Consider the following 16692-nt stretch of genomic DNA (forward strand, 5'->3'; position numbering starts at 1 on the left):
TGTTTTTGATCCTACTCGTCTGGCTTTTCGGTTCCGCCCGTTTTTGTAGTGGTTGCTGCTCCACTTACTTGCTTAATGCCAGAACAAAAATAGAAAGGGCAGGTCTGTCACATCGGGGGTGTTTGCGCCAATCTGAGGGCAGTTTGTGACTATTTACAAGCACTGTCCGCTACCTGCAGAAATGATAACAGGCGTTCGTTCGGTTACGGCTATTTGAGGTGATAATGCGAGATCCGAAAAACATTTATACCCTGTTCCAAGCCTTGGGCATCATGTTGTCTTCTTTATGAAATCCGCTTCCATGGCGGGTTTTAACATTTTGTACGGGGTTTTAGTATCCTAAAAACGTCCCTGAGTTGATTTTTGCGGGGCCAAAACGCGCGGTATGTTTGCATCATCAAACGAAACAAACTCTTAAAACATACAATTATGAAAACTGATTCGAGGAACTACGGAAAATTGGCTATCGTAGCGCTGGCTTTAACCCTGGCATTTACTACACCTTCAATGGCTAATGATGGAGAGAAAGGCGATCACAAAACGGAATTGAGGTTCATCGGAAACATGGAAAATCAACCGGTATTCGAATTGAACCTGGCCAATAATGAAGAAGATGAGTATACGGTAATTTTCCGCGATGAATACGGTAACGTACTCTACAACGATAAATTCAAAGGCGCCGGTCTTACCAAAAAGTTCATGTTGAAATCAGACGAGTTCGGTGATGCGGCCCTGTATGTAACCGTAAAGTCTAAAAAAGGAAACACCACTGAGGTGTACACCATCAACAGAAGCCACAGCTATGTTGCAGAAACACAAGTGAACAAGATCAAATAATAAGTTTCAGTCAATATCCTAAAATAGTGTTTTATAGGGCGTTCCGATTAATCGGGACGCTTTTTTTGTGCCTGATATAAAAGATCTGGAATATATGTAATACATCAGCCTGGGTTTCTTTTTCACGATTATGCACAGGTGAATAATTTTTTTGTTAAAACGAAGCTGTCTGGAACGATTTTTTAGCGGGTAAGGAAACTCTAATTATCCACCACAAAAATGAAGGACATGAAATCTGTTTCCTGGTGTATCACCCTTGCAGTTGCATTGACAGTGCTGAATGGCTGCTCCAAGGATGATAAAGACAACAAACCTGAGTCGCCATCTACTGGCAAACCTGTGGAGACCAACCCGCCCAATACGAACTACCCGCCCGCATTTACCGGCCAAACCCGCATCAATGGCGTTAAAACCGCCGCCGCTTACGAGGCAAAGGTGCTCACTTCTGCACTGGTTGCTCCCTGGGGTATCACGAGCCTGCCTGATGGTCGTTTATTGATCACTGAAAAAGCAGGCAGAATGCGTATTGTTACCAATACCGGCTCGGTTGGTAATCCCATTACCGGTATTCCGGCGGTTAATGCAGCCGGTCAGGGCGGTTTGTTAGGGCTTTGTATTGATCCGCAGTTCACCTCGAACCGAATGGTATACTGGGTGTTCTCTGAAAATGTAACCGGTGGTACGGTAACCGCTGTGGCCAAAGGCAGGCTGGCCGACAATGAGGCCAGCATAGAGAATGCAACGGTGATCTACCGCGCCATTCCCGCATTTAACGGCAACCTGCATTATGGTGGCCGTATTCTTTTCGATAATACCGGTCATTTGTTCGTGAGCACCGGCGAACGTTCCAGTTTAACCACGCGGCCCCTGGCCCAATCGGTAACAGCTGCATTGGGAAAAATAATCCGCATAACCACCAACGGAACACCAGCGCCGGGTAATCCAACTTTTGGCCAGTCAGGCGCGTTGCCGGAATTATATAGTATCGGCCATAGAAATCCGCAGGGGATAGCTATTCACCCGCGCACCGGCGAATTGTGGCAGAGTGAGCATGGCCCGCGCGGCGGTGATGAGATCAACCGGATTAAAGCAGGTGCTAATTACGGCTGGCCCGTAATTACTTATGGTATCGAATATAGCGGTCAACCCATTGGCACACCGCCCATACAGCAGCAGGACGGTATGGAACAACCGGTTTATTACTGGGACCCGGTTATTTCGCCCAGTGGCATGACATTCTATAAAGGCAACCGTATCCCTGAATGGGAGAACGATCTGTTCATCGGTGCATTAAGTGGTACTCATATTGCCCGCCTCGTGATTGATGATAACAAGGTTGTAGGCGAAGAAAGGCTGCTGGCAACCGAAAACCAACGGTTCAGGGATATTACACAAGGCAAGGACGGTGCGTTGTATGCCATAACAGATGGTGGCAGGCTGTATAAGATCGATAAACAATAAGTATCAGCTATAATAAACAAGCGATGCCATCCCGGATCAATGGGGTGGCATCGCTGTATTTATAACAGTGAAGGAGCTATGCGATCTGGTTTAACTATGTTATGATTGTCGCACCCCATTCGTTTTTAAAAACTCAGCCAGGGCTTTTATACTGTCTGTATTGATATAATCAACCCCTAACTCTATCAGCTTACGCCATCCTTCAATGAAATCAGGCGTATTCCACAATCTTATTTTTTTGCCAGCCGCATGGCCTTTGTCTACAGCTTTCTTTAATTTTTCCCAGTCATTGGGCAACATGGCTTCATGTCCGTTCCATTTGGAATAATTAATGAAATTTTCGCCGAGTAAGGCAATGCGTGAAAGTGTTTCCTTGCTGTAATTCGCGCTTAACAAACCATCGAACCACAAAAATGAAGGATAGGAGCTATACGTTGTATGATGGGGCTTGCTGCCGGTTACCAGTATTGTCAGGGAAGGGCACCTGGTAACGGCCGGGTATTTCATGAACAGGTCTATCAGCTTATTGATGCTCGTAATGGCTTCCGTTTTTACATCGAGCATCAATATCAGTTTGCGGGACGTATCGGCATATACATTGCCGCCGTTTTTTTCAATGATGTCTGCCAACGGGCTCAGATACAGTTTTTCGAAAGTGCGGTTTAACGCTATATCTTTTGAAGTATGTGCTACATACAGCTCATTGTCGTTTACACTTAAGTAAACGTCTACTTCAATGCAGCCGTATTGCAGGTTGTAGGCCGAATAAAATGGAGCCGATTGTTGGTAATCATTATGTGAATGCGCATTGGCGGTAGTGTATACAACAGGTTGCGCAAACACATGCATGCATGGGAGCAAAAGGCAAAGCAATAGGGTTTTCATACGAATGTATGTAAGGGTTTAATTAGGTGCTTCTCTTAGGAAACTGACTATACCGGGGCTGTAATGGTTGGCTGTAGTGCAAAACAAATAAAGATAAATTAAGTGAGATTTGCAACCTTTTTTAAGATTTCTATGCAAAGGAGTTTGTTTGTCGTTGATTACCACCGCCATTACCGCGTTACCATGGCCGGTAACTTATTCGTTATTCAAACGAACCAGGATCCCTTCATCGCCCTCCAGGCTTATGGTGCCGTTCACCAGGGTGCCTTCCAGGTCGTAATGGGTAGAGATCTCGATCCTGCCGTTTACAGCGATCTGCTCCGGCTCAAAATAGCAAACGCCATGGCTCAGGTTCAAAACAATTAAAAAGCGCTGGTCCTCATATTGCCGCAGGTAAGCGATCAATTTATGATCTGAATACACCGGCTGGTAGGTGCCAATCATCAAAGCCGGCTCCTGTTGGCGGAAATGAATGAGGCGGTGATAAAAGTTGAGCATCGAGTCTTCCTGCTTTATCTGCTTCTGAACATTCCTGTGAGGGTAATCTCTCGATAGTCTTAACCATGGCTTACCGGTGGTAAAACCTGCGTGCTGGCTGCTATCCCATTGCATGGGTGTACGTTCCGGATCTCTGCTTAAATGTTTGCCGGGCATGTTCAATCCCTGTGGGTCCTGCACTTCATTCAATGGAATGGAAACATCCCGCATGCCGATCTCATCGCCGTAATACAGGGTAGGAGTGCCCCTTAATGTCAATAACAACATAGCCGCCACCCGGGCCTGGTAGAGACCAATACGGCTGGCTATCCGCGGTTGATCATGATTGCCAAGCACCCAGTTAGGCCATCCGTTTTCCGGAAGAGCGCCCTCATAGGCGTTTATGGCAGCTGCGATCTGCTGTGCATGCCAGGGCAAAGTGATCAATTGAAAATTAAACGGTAAGTGGGCTCCCTTGTTATCAATGCCGTAATAAATGATCAGTTTTTCAATGGGCAGATAAATTTCGCCGATGATCACTCTTTCATCATAAGCATCCGTCAGCGCCCGCATTTGATGAACAATGGAATGCACTTCGGGCTGATCAGTGGAAAAGATCGGTAACAGTTTTTCGTATTCGGCCATGTATTCCTGATAGGAAGGATTAGGTGGGTTGTCGCGTAACTGTTCATCTTTTATCATATGCCACATAACATCCACTCTGAAACCATCCACTCCTTTCTCGAGCCAGAAGCGCATGACATCAAACATTGCTTTTTGCACTTCCGGGTTGCGCCAGTTGAGATCCGGCTGCTTTTTTAGAAAGGCATGGTAGTAATACTGACCTGTTTGCTCGTCCCACTCCCAGGCAGGGCCGCCAAAAACCGACAGCCAGTTATTAGGTGGACCGCCATTTTTTCCATCTTCCCAGATGTACCAGTTGCGCTTTGGATTGGTACGCGAAGACCGGGATTCAAGGAACCAGGGATGTTCATCAGAAGTATGATTAGGTACCAGGTCAAGGATCAGTTTCATTCCGCGCTGATGAACCTCTTTAAGCAGTTCATCAAAATCGGCTATCGATCCAAACAGGGGATGAATATTTGTATAGTCTGAAATATCATAACCAAAGTCGGCCATGGGTGAGGGGTAAACCGGTGAAACCCAAACGGCCGTTATTCCCAGCCATTGCAGGTAATCCAGTCTTTGAATGATCCCTTTAATATCACCTACGCCATCTCCATTACTATCCTGGAAAGAGCGGGGATACACCTGGTAAATGATTCCGTGCTGCCACCATACATGTTGTGCTGCCTTTGTCATGGAGATCGTTTTGGTTATTAAAAATTACTGAAGGACTGAAAAATTGATGCCATGCGGCATCCGGTGGCATTATGGGGAGCACCTATTTATTTTTTATGGCAGCTGCTGCCTTTTGCATAAAGGTCTTTACTTTCTTTTTGAAACCCTTATCCTCTTTTTTATCATTACCGATCAGGTAGGCATAAGGTTTAAGTGGCGGCACATGTTCGCAGATTATTTTTGTTATTCCTAACATCGGTATGGCCAGGATCATTCCGGGAATTCCCCAAAGGACTTCACCGGCGACCAATCCTATTATGGTAAATAATGGATTGATCTGCACCTCGGCGCCTACGATCAATGGCTCCAGCAGGTACGACTGGATAAACTGTACAACGGCATAGGTAACAAGAATGCCGATCAACACACCTGAGCCTCCACCCTGTACGAGCGACATGGCTAAAGTGAGGGCTGTTCCTATCAGGTTGCCTACGAACGGCACTATTTCAAGCAAGCCACAAATGATGGCAAAAAACAAGGCATTCTTAACGCCGGCAATTGTAAAACCAATAGTGTACATGATCCAAAGGCAAACGATCATGAGAAAAAGACCAGTGAGGTATTGCTGCGACACTTTTTGTGCTTCGTTAACGGCCTGCATGGCATCGGCTGCGCGGTCCTGTGGTGCCATTTTTATAATAAAGCCTTTTAGCTTTCCCCGGAAAAATAAGAAGAGAAAAATATAAACGAGGGTCAGAACGGCGTTCGTCAGAAACCCAAATATACCGGTTAACAGGCCTGTCAGGAAGGAGCCGGTATTACCGGAAGAAGATTGTTGTTGTTTTTCAATTAATTGTTGCTGCTTATCCGGGGAGATCTTAAAGAGTTGCGCAATGTACTGGCGTACACTGTTAAACTTTTGGGTAACCTGTTGTTCCAGTTTGGCGCTATCTTCTCCAATGTTCGCCAGTTGCAGGCTCGTAAAAAAAATGACCGCAGCAAAAAAAGCGACCAAAGCCAACATGGCAAGCAGTATCGCCAGCACGTGCGGAACGTTTTTATTTTGCAGCCATTTAACCAGCGGCAGCAGCAGCATTGCCAGCAGGCCCGCAAAGGTCAATGGCATTAAAAAGGGTTTGGCATAGACCAGCACCACCACTATAAGAACGGCGGTGCTTAAAACAAGTGCGGGTTTCAATAATTGCCTGTTGGTCATACATAAGGTATAGAAATAATTATACCGATGGTATGACATTATCCGTTCGCAATATTCCCTCTCCCTATAGGTAACCGTTATCCGTTGTCACTTCCTTTGTAGAAGAATGTCTACAGTAAATGAATAAACTACGCCAGCAATGTCTTTGCTTTTTCAGTGATAAGCGACGCAATTTGTCCTTTGAACAGCGCAACGGCAAAAGGCAGGTCCGACTCCAGGTTCACTTCCTTATCTTTCACGGCAATAGTGCCGGCAATATTAAAACCCTTGGCGGAGAAACTGAAGCTGCCATTAGGACCGTCCCAGTTTTCCTGAACATTCGTAACTGTGCCTTTTTGTTCTTCCTGTAGGCGGCCCAGCAGTTGTTTAATGCGGCGTAATGCTTCTTCCTGTGTTTGTGAATGCGGTATATTTAATGATAATTTCGACATATTATTAGTTATCCGGTTTTTCGCAGTTTCAAAGATAAATAACAAAGGCCACATAAACCTCAGGGTAATGCTAACCTCTTTTTTAGATAGCTCCGGTCGGAGAAAAAACGGCGTTTTTGCGAAGCAATGTGCTGAAATCAGTAATATTGTTCCTGCCATGGCAAAACAAAGCTTCACTATGATATATAATCGCATAAGCGTATCACTGATTTTCCTACTTCTGCAGGTAACCTATATACAGGCACAGCAAACCTATGTTACTGCAAAAGATCTTGCCTATTATCCTGCACCGGTGGCTGAAAAGGATGCGTACCTGAGTTCACAATGCAAACTGGATCTTTACTATCCAAAAGGCTCGAAAAACTTTGCAACGATCGTGTGGTTTCATGGCGGCGGTATAACCGGCGGGCGAAAAGAAATTCCTGCTGCCCTGATGGAGAAAGGGTATGCAGTCGTAGGCGTCGGTTACCGGTTGTCGCCTAAGGTTAAAGCCCCGGCTTATATTGAGGATGCAGCAGCTGCCGTAGCATGGGTATACCAACACATTCAAAGCTATGGCGGTAATACCCGGCTTATTTTCGTGTCTGGTCATTCGGCAGGCGCCTACCTGGGCATGATGATCGGGCTTGATAAAAAATATTTGAACAGGTACGGCATCGATGCAGACAGTATTGCCGGGCTTATTCCCTTCAGTGGTCAAGCGATCACCCACTTTACTATCCGTACGGAAAGAGGCATCAAGGGTACACAACCTGTTATCGATGAATACGCGCCTTTGTTCCATGTTCGAAACAATGCACCGCCCATGCTGCTGATCACCGGCGACCGCGAGAAGGAACTGCTGGGGCGGTATGAAGAGAACGCTTATCTGTGGCGCATGATGAAACTGGCCGGACATACCAAAACAAGATTGTATGAATTGGACGGGTTTGATCATGGCGGCATGGCACAGCCCGCCTTTCCCTTGTTGCTTAAAGAAGTAGCCGCTATCAAAAAAGAGCTTACACAATAATTAACGTAAAAAGTACAGTTCGTAATTTTATTAGTATCAGATCATCATTTTCTTAGGATGATATGTCCTTTTTTTGTTTTGTAAGCAATTTATTTTCCAATAGTTTATCATCCGCTTAATCAATAATTCATATTGCTGGCTAATTGATTTAGTTTCCAATGCTAAGTAATTTAGTAGTTTTGCCTCTGAATGGCACAACCAGCGTCAGATATAATCAGGCAACTTCAGCATGAGATCCTGCCCCTTCAGGGATACAGATCTGTATTGGGTGAATCCGCTGTGAAAATTGATCTCAATATCATTAATACCGCATTCCCGAATGCCATATTTCCAACGGGAGCTATACATGAATTTATGGTGAACAGCGCGCAGGGAAAGGCGGCGACATCAGGATTCATTGCTGGTATCATCTCCTTTTTAATGAAAGAAGAAGGCGTTGTTTTATGGATCAGTGCTGAGCCTGCCATTTTCCCGCCAGCCTTTGGTTTTTTCAACATCGATCCTCACCGGATCATTTTTATTGATCCGCGTAATCAGCGGGAGGTAGCCTGGGCCGTAGAGGAAGCGTTGAAATTACAGGGGCTTGCTGCAGTGATCGGTGAAATGCGCGAACTGGATTTTATCACGAGCAGACGTTTACAGCTGGCTGTAGAAAAAAGCCGCGTCACCGGATTCTTGCTTAATCACAGTAAAAAGAAAACAAACACCAACGCGGCTCTTTGCCGTTGGCAGATAACGGCTGCACCCAGTATCCCCATCGATGATCTGCCTGGTATTGGTTATCCCTGTTGGAAGGTAGACCTGTTAAAGGTTCGTAACGGCCGGCCAGGCTCCTGGGAGATCGCCTGGATAAACGGACAGTTTGCTGTGGCCAATGATACCCCGGTATTGATTCAGGAATTGCACAAAAAAACAGGGTGATATGAAAAAGCGTTTTGTGGCCGTGTGGTTCCATCACCTGGAAACGGATTGGTTTATCGTGCGGCAGCCCGCATTAAGAACGGTTCCCTTTGTGCTTGCCGTGAAAGACCATGGCCGGTTGGTAATTACTGCCGCCAGCACCCGGGCAGAAGAACAGGGCATAAGAAAAGGGATGGTAGTAGCAGACGCCCGGATGCTGCTGCCTTCACTGGAAGTGCTGGACCATATTCCCGGCCTTCATGAAAAATTATTATTCAAGCTGGCTGAATGGTGTATCCGCTTCTCTCCCTGCATAGCTATCGATGCGCCGGATGGATTGATCTTCGATGCCACGGGTTGTGCTTATTTATGGGGCGGCGATATAGACTACCTGTCAACCATTATAAAGCGGCTGAATGGCCGGGGTTATCAGGTTCGGGTGGGAATGGCTGATACCATTGGCGCCGCCTGGGCCATTGCGCGGTATGGAAGATCTTCGCCGGTGATTGAACCGGGTATGCAATCAACCGTTTTACTCCCTTTGCCACCCGCTTCGCTTCGCATTGAACAGGAACTGGTGGAGCGGTTGTATAAATTAGGCTTACATCAAATAAAGGATTTTATCAGTATGCCGCAAAGCTCCTTGCGGCGTCGTTTCGGCCACGCTTTTTTGCAAAGGCTGCACCAGGCCCTTGGCAATGAACCCGAATTTATAGAACCGGTTCAGCCGGTAGAACCTTACCAGGAACGATTGCCCTGCCTGGAGCCGATCGTTACCCTCGCCGGCATCGAGATCGCCTTACAGCAGCTGCTGGATAATTTATGCAAGCGGCTCGAGTTGGAACAGAAAGGCATAAGAACGCTTCGCCTGCAGTGCCACCGGGTAGATGATAGAATTCTCACTGTGGGCATTGGAACCAATCAACCTTCGCGAAACAGGGAACACCTTTTTAAATTATTTGAGAACAAACTACCTACAATTGAACCTGCATCAGGCATTGAATTATTTTTGCTGGAAGCGGTAAAAGTACAGGATCATTCACCGGTACAGGAAAAGTTATGGGAAAAAAGAAGCGGCTTGCAGGATACCCCATTGGCTGAGTTGTTAGACCGCTATACCGACCGCTTCGGCGCCCATTGTTTCTACCGGTATCTGCCCGATGAGCACTACTGGCCCGAGCGAAGCATCAGGTTGTCACAATCATTGGAAGAGCCAGTAACTACTGCCTGGCGAAAAGATGTGCCAAGGCCTTTACATCTACTTCCGCAACCACAACCCATACAGGTAACCGCACCTATTCCAGACTACCCACCCATGTTGTTTCGATATAAAGGCCAGTTACATAAAATAGTAAAAGCCGATGGGCCGGAACGGATCGAGCAGGAATGGTGGATAACAGAAGGAGAGCATCGCGATTATTACTGCGTTGAAGATGAGAAAGGGCAACGTTTCTGGCTGTTCCGCGCCGGTCATTATGAGGCGGATAAAACGGTTGGTTGGTTCCTGCATGGATTTTTTGCATGATAAAACAGGTGTTATGGAGTATACGGAACTACAGGTAACCAGTAACTTTAGTTTTTTACGGGGCGCCAGTCATCCGGAGGAAATGATGGAGTATGCGGCGGCTTTGGGTTATAAAGAGATCGCCATTACCGATCGCAATACACTGGCCGGGATCGTACGCGCACATGCTGCCGCTAAAAAATCCGGGGTGCGATTGATCGTTGGTTGCCGGCTCGACTTGCAGGACGGCCCATCCCTGTTGGTTTATCCAACCGATAAAGCAGCCTATGCCCGCCTTTGCCAGTTACTGACCCGTGGTAACCTGCGTGCAGATAAAGGAGAATGTCATTTATACCGGTCTGATGTATATGAGCTGGCCGCAGGGATGCTGTTGATTGTTGTTCCGCCGGAAAAATTAAATGAGCAGTTCCGTTTCGATGAGCTGTTTATAGCGGTGCTTGAAGAATACAAACAGGTATTTAAAGAACAACTGTATATAGCTGTATCCCGCCAGTATTATGCACACGATACAAAATATATATTCAGGCTCGCGCAAGTATCACAACAGGTGCAGGTGCCATTGGTAGCTGTGAATGATGTACATTTTCATGAACCGGCCCGGCGGGAGCTCCAGGATATTGTTACCTGCATCAGGGAGAAATGTACGATCTATACCGCAGGGTACAGGTTACATGCCAATGCAGAACGGTACCTGAAACCGGCTGCTGAAATGATGCGGCTGTTCAGGCAATACCCGGAAGCTATAGCTAATACGCAAAAGATAGCCGAAGCCTGTCAGTTCAATCTTGATTCACTTACCTATGAATACCCCCAGGAAATTACCAGCGAGGGCCGCACCCCACAGGAAGAACTTACATTGCTTGCCTGGCAGGGAGCACATGAACGTTTTGGGGAAGTTATCCCCGAAAAAACAATAGCTGCTATTAAGTATGAGCTCGACTTTATTGAGCAGATGAATTATGCCTCGTATTTTTTAACGGTGTATGATATCGTTCGTTTTGCACGCTCGAAAAATATCCTGTGCCAGGGCAGGGGTTCTGCCGCCAATTCTACCGTTTGTTATTGTTTGGGCATTACGAGTGTAAACCCCACGAAATTCGATCTGTTGTTTGAGCGGTTTATCAGTTCGGCCCGCAATGAGCCGCCTGATATTGATGTGGACTTTGAACATGAACGAAGGGAAGAAGTGATCCAGTATGTTTATGAAAAGTACGGGCGCGACCGTGCAGCGATAGTAGCCACGGTTACCCAGCAACACCAGAAAGGGGCGTTACGGGATGTTGCCAAGGCAATGGGTATTTCTGTTGATACCATTAATCAGTTATCCGGTTCCATCTGGGATTCCGTCACCGAACGGATAGAAGAAAGAACGATCCGGCAGCAGGGACTTGATCCCGGTGATAAACATTTGCTGAAGGTATTGCAGCTCACCAATGCATTCATGGGCTTTCCCCGGCAGTTGGGACAACATACAGGCGGCTTCGTCATTACCAAAGGTAAATTGACCGATCTGTGCCCGGTGCTCAATGCCCGGATGGAGAACCGCACCTGTATAGAATGGAATAAAGACGATATCGACGCACTTGGATTTATGAAGGTGGATGTACTGGCATTAGGCATGCTGACCTGCATTCGTAAAGCGTTTGATCTGGCAAAGCAGCATTATAACCTGGATCTCACGCTGGCCAATATTCCGCAGGATGACCCGGCAGTTTATGAAATGATCTCGCGTGCCGATACCATCGGCGTATTCCAGATAGAAAGCAGGGCGCAGCAAAGTATGCTGCCGCGTTTAAAGCCAAAGACCTTTTATGACCTGGTAATTGAGGTGGCCATTGTGCGGCCGGGACCCATACAGGGAGATATGGTGCATCCTTATCTGCGCCGCCGGAATGGCGAAGAGCCGGTGGTTTATCCATCGAAAGAACTCGAGGAAATATTAGGGCGTACCCTGGGCGTTCCCTTATTCCAGGAACAGGCTATGAAAATTGCCATAGTTGCGGCAGGTTTTACGCCATCCGAAGCAGACGCATTGCGCAGAAGTATGGCTACTTTCAAGTCCCAGGGCATGATCACGAAGTTCCAGGAAAAACTGGTCAGGGGTATGACAGAAAGAGGTTATCCGCTGGAATTTGCACAAAGGGTATTTAAACAGCTGGAAGGTTTTGGCTCCTATGGTTTCCCCGAGAGCCATGCGGCCAGCTTCGCTTTGCTGGTGTACGTGAGCAGCTGGCTCAAATGTTATTATCCCGATGTTTTTGCCGGTGCCTTACTGAACAGTATGCCGATGGGTTTTTACCAGCCGGCGCAGATCGTTATTGATGCCAGGAATCATGGGGTAGACGTTAGACCCGTAGATATAAATTTTTCGGATTGGGATAATACCCTCGAAGAGAAAGCAGGCGCCCATTGCGCTTTACGGCTCGGTTTCAGGCAGATAAAAGGGTTGCGCAAAGAAGATGTGCACATACTGGTTAGTAAAAGAAACGGAGGTTATAGAAGCATTCATGAGTGTAGGGACACCGGATTATCCAATAGCTGTTTGGAATTGCTGGCTGATGCAGATGCCTTCCGTTCGCTGGGGCTCGACCGGCGCCAGGCCTTATGGGAAATTTCGGCAAAAGATACTTCCATACAATTGTTCAAAGGCCAGCAACCTGCGGAAGCCGCCAATGAAAATGTACAATTGCCGGAAATGAGTATTTCGGAACATGTGGTACAGGATTACGCTGCTTTATCACTTTCATTGAAGGCCCATCCCGTAAGTTTCATCCGCAGTAAACTCGACCAGTTACATATAACGCCGGTTGATCAGCTGGCGGGTCTGAAAGATGGCGACCTGGTTAAAGTTTCAGGATTAGTACTGGTTCGGCAACGGCCGGGAACTGCAAGTGGCGTTTGTTTTATGACCATTGAAGATGAAACAGGGTGGGCGAACCTGGTGATCTTTCAACAGCTGTTCGATCAATACCGAAAAGAGATCCTGCAATCGCGGCTTATTATGGTGGAAGGTAAATTACAAATTGAAGGAGATGTGATCCATGTAGTGGTTTCCGCCTGTTATAATTTTTCAAAGCTGTTAAAACAGTTAACTGCCTCCCAAAAAGAGCAGGCTGCTTTATTGACCTTGTCTCGCGGTGATGAGCGGCCGCCAGGAAAACTATTTGGCGAGGCCAGGAATTTTAAATAAACATTTACTGCTGTTGGTCAGCCTGCACCCAAACCGATACCGAGCCCGGGTTCACGGGAAATTCAGCCCACCCATCATCTCCGATCGTAATTAACGCCGGATGGTTGCCCAGCAGGTCTGTAAACTGCCGGCCGGCATGGGAAGCGCCCATTTCCATCCGCTTCGTTTTGCCGTCGCCGTTGCTGAGTATTACCGCACATCCTGATCCCGCATGCGCCGGATCCCCCGCTCTTGTAAAGCCGATACAATTAGGATCATCAAAGTAGTCACGCTGAAACCCGTAGGCATAGCGGCGCCGTGCGGTAAGTAATTTATCGAGGTTGGCACATTTTTCCAGCCAGATCTCGTGCTCGCTGCCATCGGGTGCTTTCCCGAAATAATGGCCCCCATAAAGATCGGCGTAGAACACACAGGGATAACCTTGTTCGCGCAGCAGGATCAACGCGTAAGCCAGCGGCTTGAACCAGGTTTGAACAGGGGCTTCGAGCAGTTCCAGAGGTTGTGTATCATGATTGCTTACAATGGTAACAGCCAGCTCCGGTTTTTTCTCCAGGATGCAGTTGGTGAGCACCTGACGCAGGTCATACTCCTTTCCCTGGTTTCCCGCCAGATAGAAGTTTCTTTGAAGGGGCGCATCGAACAAGGACAAACGGGCTCCCGTTGCTTCCATGAATTGCAGCATAATGGACAGGTCTTCGGGCGCCCAGTATTCGCCCACGGCGAAAAGGTCTGGTTTCAGGGTGCGCATATAATCGATCCATTCAGCAATGAAACCGGGCGTCATATGTTTCACTGCATCCAGTCGTACCCCATCGAAGGGCGCCTCCCGGAAATACCAGGCGCCCCAGTTCCTGAGCTCTTCCCGCACGGCCGGGTTACGGAACTCGATATCCGCACCCATCAGGTAATCATAGTTACCTTTTTCCCTGGCCACCACCGGCTGCCAGCCATCTCCATATTCATTGGCTATACTATAGATGGCCTCTTCATTCAGGTTATCGGCGTAGTCAACGCCTGAGAAGCAGCGGTGATCCCAGATAAAAGCGGAATATTTGCCCTTGCGGCCGGGAAAAGTGAAACGGGTATAGGCATCGATCTCGATGGGTTCGCCCAGCAGCTCTTTCCGGTTTTCAGGGTTCACTCTGTACACCTTGATCCTTTCTTTTTCATCGGCGCCTGATTTGTGATTTAATACTACATCGGCGTAAACGCCAATACCTTTCTCTTTAAGCGTGCGGATAGCGTTCTGTAATTCCTGTTTGGTGCCATACCTTGTACGTACAGAACCCTTTTGATCGAATTCGCCCAGATCGTACAGGTCGTATGCATCGTAGCCGCTGGCGAACGCACCCTCACTGCCTTTACAGGCAGGCGGCAACCACACAGCCGTTACGCCAAGCTCCTTTAGTTCCGAAGCCTTTTCGCTGGCATGGTTCCACAAGCTTCCATCTGCCGGCCAGTGGAAGTAAAAGAATTGCATCATTGTACCGTTTCTCATCGCATTTATTTACGGGGACATTGTAGAGGCAGGATATAGTATGCAAAACACAAGCCATTGAAAAAGGATGGGTTGGATGACATTACTGCCGGGTGAAAAATTTGCAGGCCTGTCAATGGAACAAGAAAATTTTTCAGCATTTCCCGCCAGTGCTGTCCCCGGCCCACCGTTTGCAATGCGGAAAATCAGGTGTAAAAATCAACAGGTATGCTTTTAGAAAAAAAATTTCCGTTGGGATACATAGTTAAAAAAGTAAGGTTCGATCTGGTAATGGTGATATTGGTGGGCTTATGCGCTCATTTTATCAGTGACCGTTATGAGAACTTTTTACCTGAGATACCGCTTAACATTCCCATCTTTTTAGGTACCGCCATCTCAGTGTTGTTATCCTTTAAGATGAACCAGTCATACGACCGCTGGTGGGAGGCTAGAAAGATCTGGGGCTCTATTGTGAACGACTCACGCAATCTCATTATTCAGTTACAATCATTTTTGAAGAAGGACCATATATCACTCATACGAACAATCGCTTACCGGCAAATTGCCTGGTGTTACTGTCTCGGACAGTCGTTGCGTGGCCTGCCACCGTTAGAGAACATACATGCGTATGTGAGTAAAGAAGACCTGGAAGCTATACGATCGCATAATAACAAACCCCTTGCCATTGTACAACTCAGTGCACGCGACCTGCAGCAGGTAAAGGAATCAGGCGACCTCGATGTGTTCTCTCATGTTGAACTTAACAGTACCCTATGTTCTCTCGTGGATTATATGGGTATGGCCGAAAGGATCAATAATACCGTGTTCCCGGTCACTTACAGGTACTATCTGCATCTTATTATCTATATTTTCGTCGTGACGCTCTCCATTGCCATGGAGGATGTGGATGCGCTGTTCAAGCTGCCGCTCCTGGTGCTCATCTGCGGATGTTTTTTCCTGATCGAAAAAAGCGCTTACCATTTGCAGGATCCATTCCGGAACCGGCCCAGTGATACGCCGATGACTTCCATTGCCCGCACCATCGAAATAAATATCAGGCAATTGCTGGGCGAAAAGGAAGTGCCTGCACCGCTGGCGCCAAAAGGTTTTTATGTTTATTAACCTTTTCAGCTTTGAAAAGATTTTTTCGGCAGATGCTGGTTAGCTGCTGTTTCAAACATATATAATAGAATATTACATCATTTAAATGAAATATGCCATTTTCAAAAGGAGGACGTCTTGCTTAATTTGATCGCGCATCGCCATACAGCAAAACCAGAACTAACGACGACTTGCCGCTGCAGCGCCATGTTCCTCGTTTTTCTAACAGACAACGATTGTCGAACACCGAGGCTAACATATTATACAGGTTCCTGCAACGGGAGGAAAAAGCGTTTGAAGAAGTATATACGCTCTTTTACGGGCAACTTTGCTACTTCGCGGAAAAACTGGTTATCAGCAGGCAGCTCGCCGAAGAAATAGTCGTTGACGTTTTTGTCAGAACCTTTCGATCCACTGTTTCAGTTACCAGCATGGAGCATTTGCGGGGCTATTTATTCCAGGCAGTCAAAAACCAGAGCCTCAACTACCTCAAACGAGAAAAAAGGTATGAGCAACATTTATCCAATTATGCAACAACCAGCCAGCTTGCCATAGAACATTTTGAAAATGAGATGATAGAAACCTCAGCCCTCGAACTGATCTTCCAGATCGCCGAAGGACTGCCGCCGGAATGTAAACGCATTTTCGAATTGCTGTATAAAGAACAATTGTGCTACCAGGATATTGCCGTACAACTACAATTACACATACAAACCGTTCGAAATCAAAATGCGCGGGCCATCGCCTACATCCGTAAGAAGCTGGCTGCCCTGCGTTAATAACTGTCCTACTGATAATTATTTAAAAAAAACCTGCTTTCCGTGTGGTTGAAACGCCCGGGTGGGTTGTATAACTGGTAAGAGAAGACCTCTATCGAC

At 47.0% G+C, this 16692-nt stretch carries 13 protein-coding genes; 8 read left to right on the forward strand and 5 right to left on the reverse strand.

Features of this window, described 5'->3' with window-relative positions:
• Positions 1 to 429 precede the first annotated feature (429 nt).
• Together JUB15_RS03645 and JUB15_RS03650 are read left to right on the forward strand one after the other, a co-directional pair.
• Positions 430 to 837: a hypothetical protein gene (locus JUB15_RS03645; RefSeq protein ID WP_207510955.1), complete on the forward strand. Its 408-nt coding sequence runs from the start codon at positions 430 to 432 to the stop codon at positions 835 to 837.
• 228 nt (positions 838 to 1065) lie between these two features.
• Positions 1066 to 2298 carry a PQQ-dependent sugar dehydrogenase gene (locus JUB15_RS03650; protein WP_207510956.1) on the forward strand — a complete coding sequence of 411 codons (1233 nt, stop codon included), beginning with the start codon at positions 1066 to 1068 and terminating at the stop codon, positions 2296 to 2298.
• Between the two features lie 99 nt (positions 2299 to 2397).
• Here the strand turns inward: JUB15_RS03650 and JUB15_RS03655 are convergent, their stop codons facing one another.
• The 4 genes from JUB15_RS03655 to JUB15_RS03670 form a co-directional block, all read right to left on the reverse strand.
• Positions 2398 to 3183 (reverse strand): PI-PLC domain-containing protein, encoded by a 786-nt coding sequence (locus JUB15_RS03655; RefSeq protein WP_207510957.1) that lies wholly within the window; start codon positions 3181 to 3183, stop codon positions 2398 to 2400.
• A gap of 195 nt (positions 3184 to 3378) precedes the next feature.
• Entirely contained in the window at positions 3379 to 4983 is a 1605-nt protein-coding gene (locus tag JUB15_RS03660) for an alpha-amylase family glycosyl hydrolase (protein ID WP_207510958.1), read from the reverse strand.
• An 82-nt stretch (positions 4984 to 5065) separates the two neighbouring features.
• On the reverse strand, positions 5066 to 6217 hold the full coding sequence (locus JUB15_RS03665; RefSeq protein ID WP_242696174.1) for an AI-2E family transporter: 1152 nt from the start codon (positions 6215 to 6217) through the stop codon (positions 5066 to 5068).
• An 89-nt stretch (positions 6218 to 6306) separates the two neighbouring features.
• Positions 6307 to 6609, reverse strand: a complete 303-nt coding sequence (locus tag JUB15_RS03670) for a polyhydroxyalkanoic acid system family protein (RefSeq protein ID WP_207510959.1) — start codon at positions 6607 to 6609, stop codon at positions 6307 to 6309.
• 178 nt (positions 6610 to 6787) lie between these two features.
• On the opposite strand from JUB15_RS03670, the gene JUB15_RS03675 reads away from it, so the two are divergent.
• The 4 genes from JUB15_RS03675 to JUB15_RS03690 all read left to right on the forward strand — a co-directional run bounded on the left by JUB15_RS03675 (position 6788) and on the right by JUB15_RS03690 (position 13236).
• Positions 6788 to 7621, forward strand: a complete 834-nt coding sequence (locus JUB15_RS03675; protein WP_207510960.1) for an alpha/beta hydrolase — start codon at positions 6788 to 6790, stop codon at positions 7619 to 7621.
• A gap of 189 nt (positions 7622 to 7810) precedes the next feature.
• Positions 7811 to 8542: an ImuA family protein gene (locus JUB15_RS03680; RefSeq protein WP_207510961.1), complete on the forward strand. Its 732-nt coding sequence runs from the start codon at positions 7811 to 7813 to the stop codon at positions 8540 to 8542.
• 1 nt (position 8543) lies between these two features.
• The gene (locus JUB15_RS03685; protein ID WP_207510962.1) at positions 8544 to 10046 is read left to right on the forward strand and encodes a Y-family DNA polymerase; all 1503 of its coding nucleotides are present in this window, start codon (positions 8544 to 8546) and stop codon (positions 10044 to 10046) included.
• A 13-nt stretch (positions 10047 to 10059) separates the two neighbouring features.
• Positions 10060 to 13236 (forward strand): error-prone DNA polymerase, encoded by a 3177-nt coding sequence (locus tag JUB15_RS03690; protein WP_207510963.1) that lies wholly within the window; start codon positions 10060 to 10062, stop codon positions 13234 to 13236.
• A 4-nt stretch (positions 13237 to 13240) separates the two neighbouring features.
• On the opposite strand, the gene JUB15_RS03695 is transcribed toward JUB15_RS03690, so the two are convergent.
• Positions 13241 to 14734 carry an alpha-amylase gene (locus tag JUB15_RS03695; RefSeq protein ID WP_242696175.1) on the reverse strand — a complete coding sequence of 498 codons (1494 nt, stop codon included), beginning with the start codon at positions 14732 to 14734 and terminating at the stop codon, positions 13241 to 13243.
• Positions 14735 to 14941: 207 nt separating this feature from the next.
• Between JUB15_RS03695 and JUB15_RS03700 the strand changes: the two genes are divergently transcribed.
• Both JUB15_RS03700 and JUB15_RS03705 read left to right on the forward strand, forming a co-directional pair.
• Complete coding sequence (locus JUB15_RS03700; protein ID WP_207510964.1) at positions 14942 to 15835, forward strand: bestrophin family protein; 894 nt, start codon at positions 14942 to 14944, stop codon at positions 15833 to 15835.
• Between the two features lie 215 nt (positions 15836 to 16050).
• Positions 16051 to 16593, forward strand: coding sequence for an RNA polymerase sigma factor (locus JUB15_RS03705; protein ID WP_207510965.1), 543 nt, complete (start codon positions 16051 to 16053; stop codon positions 16591 to 16593).
• The last annotated feature ends 99 nt before the right edge of the window (positions 16594 to 16692 follow it).

This window comes from Longitalea luteola (genome assembly GCF_017356035.1).
GTDB lineage: Bacteria > Bacteroidota > Bacteroidia > Chitinophagales > Chitinophagaceae > Niastella > Niastella luteola.

What these genes read in the sequence shown, in the direction of transcription:
- JUB15_RS03675 (WP_207510960.1), top strand. Translation starts at nt 6,788, where the DNA reads ATGATATATAATCGCATAAGCGTATCACTGATTTTCCTACTTCTGCAG.
- JUB15_RS03690 (WP_207510963.1), top strand. Translation starts at nt 10,060, where the DNA reads ATGGAGTATACGGAACTACAGGTAACCAGTAACTTTAGTTTTTTACGG.
- JUB15_RS03665 (WP_242696174.1), bottom strand. Translation starts at nt 6,217, where the DNA reads ATGTCATACCATCGGTATAATTATTTCTATACCTTATGTATGACCAAC.
- JUB15_RS03680 (WP_207510961.1), top strand. Translation starts at nt 7,811, where the DNA reads ATGGCACAACCAGCGTCAGATATAATCAGGCAACTTCAGCATGAGATC.
- JUB15_RS03695 (WP_242696175.1), bottom strand. Translation starts at nt 14,734, where the DNA reads ATGAGAAACGGTACAATGATGCAATTCTTTTACTTCCACTGGCCGGCA.
- JUB15_RS03670 (WP_207510959.1), bottom strand. Translation starts at nt 6,609, where the DNA reads ATGTCGAAATTATCATTAAATATACCGCATTCACAAACACAGGAAGAA.
- JUB15_RS03700 (WP_207510964.1), top strand. Translation starts at nt 14,942, where the DNA reads ATGCTTTTAGAAAAAAAATTTCCGTTGGGATACATAGTTAAAAAAGTA.
- JUB15_RS03650 (WP_207510956.1), top strand. Translation starts at nt 1,066, where the DNA reads ATGAAATCTGTTTCCTGGTGTATCACCCTTGCAGTTGCATTGACAGTG.
- JUB15_RS03660 (WP_207510958.1), bottom strand. Translation starts at nt 4,983, where the DNA reads ATGACAAAGGCAGCACAACATGTATGGTGGCAGCACGGAATCATTTAC.
- JUB15_RS03655 (WP_207510957.1), bottom strand. Translation starts at nt 3,183, where the DNA reads ATGAAAACCCTATTGCTTTGCCTTTTGCTCCCATGCATGCATGTGTTT.
- JUB15_RS03645 (WP_207510955.1), top strand. Translation starts at nt 430, where the DNA reads ATGAAAACTGATTCGAGGAACTACGGAAAATTGGCTATCGTAGCGCTG.
- JUB15_RS03685 (WP_207510962.1), top strand. Translation starts at nt 8,544, where the DNA reads ATGAAAAAGCGTTTTGTGGCCGTGTGGTTCCATCACCTGGAAACGGAT.